Genomic DNA, 7196 nt, shown 5'->3' with positions numbered 1-7196 from the left:
GCTGCACCACATCCACCCGGCCCAACCCCGACCCCGAACGAAGCACCTCACCCAACGACCACTCCACATAAGGCGCCAACGCCACCTCACACTCCGCGATCCCCCTCGCGAACTCCGCGCTCTGATCGAGCAGTTCAGCCGCCATTCCGGCCCACTGCGAGCCCTGCCCCGGGAAGACGAACACGGTTCCGCCGGACACCGCACCACGGCCGGTCACCACCACCGGCGACGGCACACCGCCGCTCAGCGCCTCGACACCGCCGAAGAGCCCCGCACGGTCCCCGACCACCACCGCACGGTGCTCCAGCCGGGACCGGGTGGTGGCGAGGGACAGACCGATGTCGTCGGCCCGGATGTCCTCGGCGCACAGCGCCAGCAGCCGGGTGGCCTGGTCGCGCAGCGCTTCAGGGGTCTTGGCGGACAACAGCCAGGGCACGGGACCACGGCCGTCCTGAGCGGGGCGCATGGCGGCCGGTGGCTCGACCGGTTGTTCCAGGATCACATGGGCATTGGTGCCGCTGACACCGAAGGACGACACCCCCGCCCGGCGGGGCCCGCCGGACACCTTCCAGGGCTGAGCATCCGCCAGCAGCCGTACGTCACCCTTCGACCAGTCCACCTCCGGGGTGGGCCGGTCGACGTGGAGCGTTCGGGGCAGCAGCCCGTGGCGCATGGCCAGCACCATCTTGATGACTCCGCCGACACCTGCCGCGGCGGAGGTGTGGCCGATGTTGGACTTCAGCGAGCCCAGCCACAACGGCCGGTCCTCCGCCCGCTCCTGACCATAGGCAGCCAGCAGTGCCCCCGCCTCGATCGGATCACCCAGCGTCGTACCCGTGCCATGGGCCTCCACCGCGTCCACGTCCTGCGCCGCCAACCCCGCGTCGGACAGGGCCGCGCGGATGACGCGCTCCTGGGAAGGGCCATGGGGTGCGGTCAGGCCATTGCTGGCACCGTCCTGGTTGACGGCCGAACCCCGCACCACCGCCAGCACCGGATGACCGTGCCGGCGCGCATCGGACAGCCGCTCCAGCAGCAGGATCCCCGCGCCCTCGCCGAACCCGGTGCCGTCCGCGGCGGCCGCGAAGGACTTGCAGCGGCCATCCGCGGCCAGCCCGCCCTGACGCCCGAACTCGACGAAGAGTTCCGGGCTCGACATGACGGTGACACCGCCCGCCAGGGCGAGCGCGCACTCACCCCGGCGCAGTGACTGCACGGCCGTGTGCAGGGCCACCAGTGAGGAGGAACAGGCGGTGTCGATGGTGAGTGCGGGGCCCTCGAAGCCGAAGGTGTAGGCGATACGGCCGGAGACGACGCTGCCGGAGTTACCGGTGCCCAGGAAGCCTTCGACGTCGTCGGGGATGTGCGGCAGCAGCCGGACGGCGTAGTCCTGCTGCATCAGACCGATGAACACCCCGGCGGCGGTGCCCCGGAGGGTGGCCGGGTCGATTCCGGCGCGTTCGAGGGTCTCCCAGGTGATCTCCAGCAGCAGCCGCTGCTGCGGATCCATCGCGAGGGCCTCACGCGGCGAGATGCCGAAGAAGTCGGGGTCGAAGTCTCCGGCACCGGAGAGGAAACCCCCCTCCTTGACGGGTGAGTTGGCGGCCCGGGTGGGGTCGAGGGCGCTGAAGGCGTCGAGGTCCCAGCCGCGGTCGGTGGGGAAGTCGCCGATGGCGTCGGCGCCGGAGGCGAGCAGCCGCCACAGATCCTCGGGGGCGCGTACCCCGCCGGGGAAGCGGCAGCCCATGGCCACGATGGCGATGGGATCGGCGGTGTGGACGGGGGCGGTGCCGCGGGGTGCGACGGCGGGCGCCGCCGCCACCGTGGTGAGCCGGTCGCGCAGATGGGTGGCCAGCGCCTCCGGCGAGGGGTGGTCGAAGACCAGCGTGGCGGGGAGGCGCAGTCCGGTGGCGCCGGTGAGCCGGTTGCGCAGTTCGACGGAGGCCAGCGAGTCGAAGCCGAGGTCGCGGAAGGCCCGGTGGGGTTCGACGGTGTCGCCGGGTCCATGGCCGAGGACACCTGCCACCTGGGCGCAGACCAGCCGGACCAGGGTGCGCAGCCGCTCGGACTCCGGGAGGGCGGCGAGCCGGTCCGCCAGCGGGAGTTGTCCGGCCGGTGCGGACGTGGTCCCCGCGGTGGCGCGGCGGGATGCCGGGACCAGTGCGCCGAGCAGCGGCGGTACGGGATCGTCGGCGGCGCGGGCGCGCAGGGCCCGGAGGTCGAGCCGCATCGGGACGAGGGCAGGGGCGTCGATGGTGAGGGCGGTCTCGAACAGGGCGAGCCCCTGCTCGGTGGTCAGCGGTGGCATCCCGGAGCGGGCCAGCCGGCGGACGTCGCCGTCGTCGAGATGGCCGGTCAGCGCGGAGCGCTGTTCCCACATCGTCCAGGCCAGGGACTGGGCGGGCAGACCCCGTGCGTGGCGGGCCTGGGCCAGGGTGTCCAGGAAGGCGTTGGCGGCGGCGTAGTTGCCCTGTCCGGCGCCGCCGAAGGTGCCCGCCGCGGAGGAGAACAGGACGAAGGCCGACAGGTCCATGTCCTGGGTGAGGTGGTGCAGATGGAGAGCGGTGTCGGCCTTGGGCCGCAGGACGGTGTCGAGGTGGCCGGGGGTCAGGGAGGAGAGCACCCCGTCGTCGAGGGCTCCGGCGGTGTGCACCACCGCCGTGAGGGGGTGTCCGGCGGGGATGTCGTCCAGCAGGGTGGCGAGCGCGGCGCGGTCGCCGGTGTCGCACGCGGTGACGGTGACCTCGGCGCCTTGCGCCGTCAGTTCGTCCGAGAGGGCGGCGGCACCCGGGGCGCTGGGACCGGAGCGGCTCACCAGCAGCAGGTGGCACACCCCGTGACGGCTCACCAGATGGCGGGCGATCCGCGAGCCGAGGAGCCCGGTCCCTCCGGTGATGAGGACCGTGCCGGAGGGGTCGAGGGTGACGGGTGCCGGTTCGGTGACCGGGACTTTGGCGAGGCGGGGTACGCGTACGGTGTGGCCGCGGACGGCGAGCTGGTGCTCATCGGAGCCGAGGGCGGCGGCCAGGGCCGGGACGCCCGAGCCGTCCGGATCGGTTTGGCTGTCCGGGTCGAGGTCCACCAGGGTGAAGCGGCCGGGGTGTTCGGACTGTGCGGAGCGCACCAGGCCCCATACCGCGCCGAGGGCCGGATCGGGCTCCTCGCCGGGGACCGCGGCCACGGCGCCGCGCGTGGCGAGGACGAGGCGGGTGGCGGCGAGGCGTTCGTCGTCGAGCCAGGTCTGGAGGACGCGCAGCGCCCGGTGTACCGCGGTGTGCGGGTGGTGCGGCTCCCCCGGACCGCTGTCCGGGTCCGTTCGCAGGGGCAGGAGGGCAAGGTCGGGGGCCGGTGCTCCGGCGTCCAGCGCGGCGCTGAGTCCGCCGGTGTCCGCGTAGCGGGGCGCGGTGGCTCCGGCGGCGGTGAGGACGGTGGCGAGCGCGTCCTCATCGGGGCCGAGCACCGCCCACACCGCACCGGAGGGCACCGCCGGGCAGTCGAGGGACGTCCACGCGACCTGGAAGAGCGAGTCGTGGTGGCCGCGCGGCGTGACCGCGCCCGCTGAGGGGGCCGGGCGCAGGGTCAGGACGTCGACGGAGGCGACGGGTCGGCCGGTCTCATCGGCGGCGTCCAGGGCAAGAGTGACGGGTCCGGTCGGGGTGAGCCGGACACGTACGGCGGTGGCGCCCGGGGTGTGCACCGTGGCACCGGTCCAGGCGAACGGCATCCGCCCGCCCTGATGCTCCCCCGACTCCGGGGCGAGCCCGGTGGCGTGCAGGGCCGCGTCGAGCAGCGCGGGGTGCAGGGCGAAGTGGCCCGCGTCCGGGCGCTGTCCGGAGGGCAGGGCGGCTTCCGCGTAGAGGGTGTCGCCCAGGCGCCACACGGCGGTCAGGCCCTGGAAGGCGGGGCCGTAGCGGAAACCGCCGTCGGCGTAGCGCTCGTACATGCCGTCGAGGGCCACGGGTGTGGCGCCGGGCGGCGGCCAGGCCGTCAGATCGGGTGCCGGGGGCGCCTCCGGCGGTGCAGGGGCGATCAGCCCGGTGGCATGCCGGGTCCACTCGCCGTCCGCGTCGGGCCCATCGGCCTCGTCGAGCCGGGAGTGCAGGGTGACCCGGCGGGTGCCGTCGGCGCCGGGTGCCGCGACGGACAGCCGTAGCGCCAGGGCACCGAGCGGCGGCAGCACCAGCGGTGTTTCGAGGGTGAGGTCCTCCACACGGGCACAGCCGGTGCGGCCCGCCGCCAGAACGGCGAGTTCGAGGAAGGCGGTGGCGGGCAGGAGGGCGCTGCCGTGCACGGCGTGGTCGGCGAGCCAAGGGTGGGTGCTCAGCGACAGCCGTCCGGTGAAGAGCAGTCCGTCGCTGTCGGCCAGGGTGACGACGGCGCCGAGCAGCGGGTGGCGGGAGGGCAGCAGTCCGATCGACGCCGGGTCGTGCGCGGTGCCGGTGTTCTCCAGCCAGTAGCGCTGCCGTTGGAAGGGGTACGTGGGCAGCTCGACCCGGCGGGGGCGGGGCTCGCCGAAGACCGCGTCCCAGTCGACGGCCACACCGCGGATGTGCAACCGCGCGAGGGACGCCATGAAGCGCCCGGGGCCGCCGTCGTCACGGCGCAGCGTCCCGGTGGCCAGCGCATCGGTGCCGGTGGCGTCGATGGTGTCCTCGAGCCCTGCGGTCAGTACGGGATGCGGGCTGACCTCGAGCAGCACCCGGTGGCCGTCGGCGAGCAGGGCCCGGGTGGCCTCCTCGAACCGTACGGTGGTGCGCAGGTTCTGGTACCAGTAGGCGGCGTTCAGGGTGCTGGTGTCGAGCGGGCCGCCGGTGACGGTGGAGTAGAACGGGACCTCGGCGGCCTGGGGCGTGATGTCCGCGAGTGCCGTGAGCAGTTCATCGCGGATCGCCTCGACCTGCGGGCCGTGGGAGGCGTAGTCGACGGGGATGGTCCGGGTGCGGACGCCGTCCGCGTCGAGCGCGGCGAGGAGTTCCCCGAGCGCCCCGGGGTCGCCGGACACGGTGACGGCCGCGGGTCCGTTCACGGCGGCGACGGCGAGTGCGTCGCCCCAGGGGGCGATGTGCTCGCGCAGCCGTTCCGCGGGCAGCGCCACCGAGGCCATCGCGCCGTGCCCGGCCAGTGCTCGCAGCGCCTTGGCGCGGAGAGCCACGACGGTGGCGGCGTCCTCCAGGGTGAGGGCACCGGCGACACACGCGGCGGCGATCTCGCCCTGGCTGTGGCCGACCACGGCGTCGGGTCCCACCCCGTAGGAGCGCCACAGCGCGGCGAGCGAGACCATCACCGCGAACAGGGCGGGCTGGACGACGTCCACCCGGTCGAGTCCGGGAGCTCCCGGCACCCCACGGAGGACGTCCGGCAGGGACCAGTCGGTGTGCGGGGCCAGCGCCTCGGCGCACGCGGCCATCCGTGCGGCGAAGGCCGGTGAGGAGTCGAGGAGTTCACGGGCCATCCCGGGCCACTGACCGCCCTGGCCGGGGAAGACGAAGGCCACCGCCTCACCGGGGCGGGCCGGCCCCGGGGGCAGGTGGTCGGTGCCTTCGGCGAGCGCGGCCAGCTGGTCGTGGAGGGCGCGCGGATCGTCCGCGACCAGTGCGGCCCGGTACTCATGTGCCGCCCGGGTGGTGGCGAGGGAGTGGCCGATGTCCACCGGGTCGTGTTCCGGATGGCGTTCCAGATGCGCCAGGAGCTCGGTGGCCTGGGCCCGCAGCGCGTCGGCGGTGCGGCCGGAGACCGTCCACAGCAGCGGTCCGCGGGCGCCGTCGGAAGCGATCCCGGCGGGCGGCTCCGGCTCCGGCTCCGGCTCCTCCGGAGGGCCGGCCTGCTCCAGGACGACATGGCCGTTGGTGCCGCTGACGCCGAAGGAGGAGACGGCGGCACGCCGGGGACGGCCGGTGTCCGGCCACGGCGTGACATCGGTGACCAGCCGTAACGTACCGGCGGACCAGTCGACTTGCGAGGTCGGGCGCTGGGCGTGCAGGGACGGTGGCACCGTCCCGTACCGCATGGCCAGCACCATCTTGATGACTCCGCCGACCCCGGCCGCGGCCTGGGTGTGACCGATGTTGGACTTGAGCGAGCCGAGCAGCAGCGGCTGCTCGGCGGTGTGTTCCCGGCCGTAGGTGGCCTGGAGGGCCTGTGCCTCGATGGGGTCGCCGAGCGGGGTGCCGGTGCCGTGCGCCTCCACGACGTCGATCTCGGCGGCGGAGAGGCGGGCGCCGGCCAGCGCCTGGCGGATCACCCGCTGCTGGGAGGGGCCATGCGGGGCGGTGAGCCTGCTGCTGGCGCCGTCCTGGTTGACGGCGGAGCCGCGGACGAGGGCGAGTACCGGGTGGCCGTTGCGGCGTGCGTCGGACAGCCGCTCCAGCAGGAGCATCCCGACGCCCTCGCCCCAGCCGGTGCCGTCGGCGCCGTCCGCGAAGGACTTGCAACGGCCGTCGGAGGCCAGACCGTTCTGGCGGCTCATCTCGACGAAGGGCACGGGGGTGGACATCACCATGGCGCCGCCCGCGAGCGCGAGGGCACAGTCGTCCTGCCGCAGCGCCTGGCAGGCCAGGTGGAGCGCGACCAGCGAGGAGGAGCAGGCGGTGTCGACGGAGACCGCGGGGCCCTCGAGACCGAAGGTGTAGGCGATGCGTCCGGAGGCGACGCTGTCGGAGCTGCCGTTGCCGAGGTAGCCCTGGATGTCGTCGGGTACCTCGCGCAGCCGGACCGCGTAGTCCTGGTACATCACTCCGGCGAACACACCGGTGCGGCTGCCGCGCAGGGTGTGCGGGTCGATCCCGCCCCGCTCGAACGCCTCCCAGGTGGTCTCCAGCAGCAGCCGTTGCTGCGGGTCCATGGCGAGCGCCTCACGCGGCGAGATCCCGAAGAAGGCGGGGTCGAAGGAGGCCGCGTCGGCCAGGAATCCGCCCTCGGCGGCGTAGGTGGTCCCCGGGCGTTCCCCCGTGGGGTCGTGCAGGGCCGCCAGGTCCCAGCCGCGGTCACCGGGGAACGCGGTGATGGCGTCGGTGCCCGAGACCACCAGCCGCCACAGCTCCTCGGGGGTGCGGACACCGCCGGGGTAACGGCAGCTCATCGCGACGACGGCGATGGGTTCACGGTCCTTCGCCTCGGCCTCGGCGAGGCGCTGTTTGGCCCGGTGGAGATCGGCGGCGGTGCGCTTGAGGTAGTCCCGGAGCTTGTCGTCATTCACC

Annotated in this window: 1 protein-coding gene; it reads right to left on the bottom strand. The window is 74.1% G+C overall.

Annotated features, from left to right (window positions below; translation table 11 throughout):
- A partial coding sequence (locus tag NMK44_RS40915) for a type I polyketide synthase (protein ID WP_254753130.1) occupies positions 1–7195 on the bottom strand: 7195 nt, incomplete at its 3' end.
- Between the last annotated feature and the right edge of the window lies 1 nt (position 7196).

Origin of the sequence: Streptomyces cucumeris (assembly GCF_024295805.1) — a bacterium.
GTDB lineage: Bacteria > Actinomycetota > Actinomycetes > Streptomycetales > Streptomycetaceae > Streptomyces > Streptomyces cucumeris.
The sequence above is the reverse complement of the archived record's forward strand: the minus strand, read 5'-3'. Positions and strand labels throughout refer to the sequence as shown.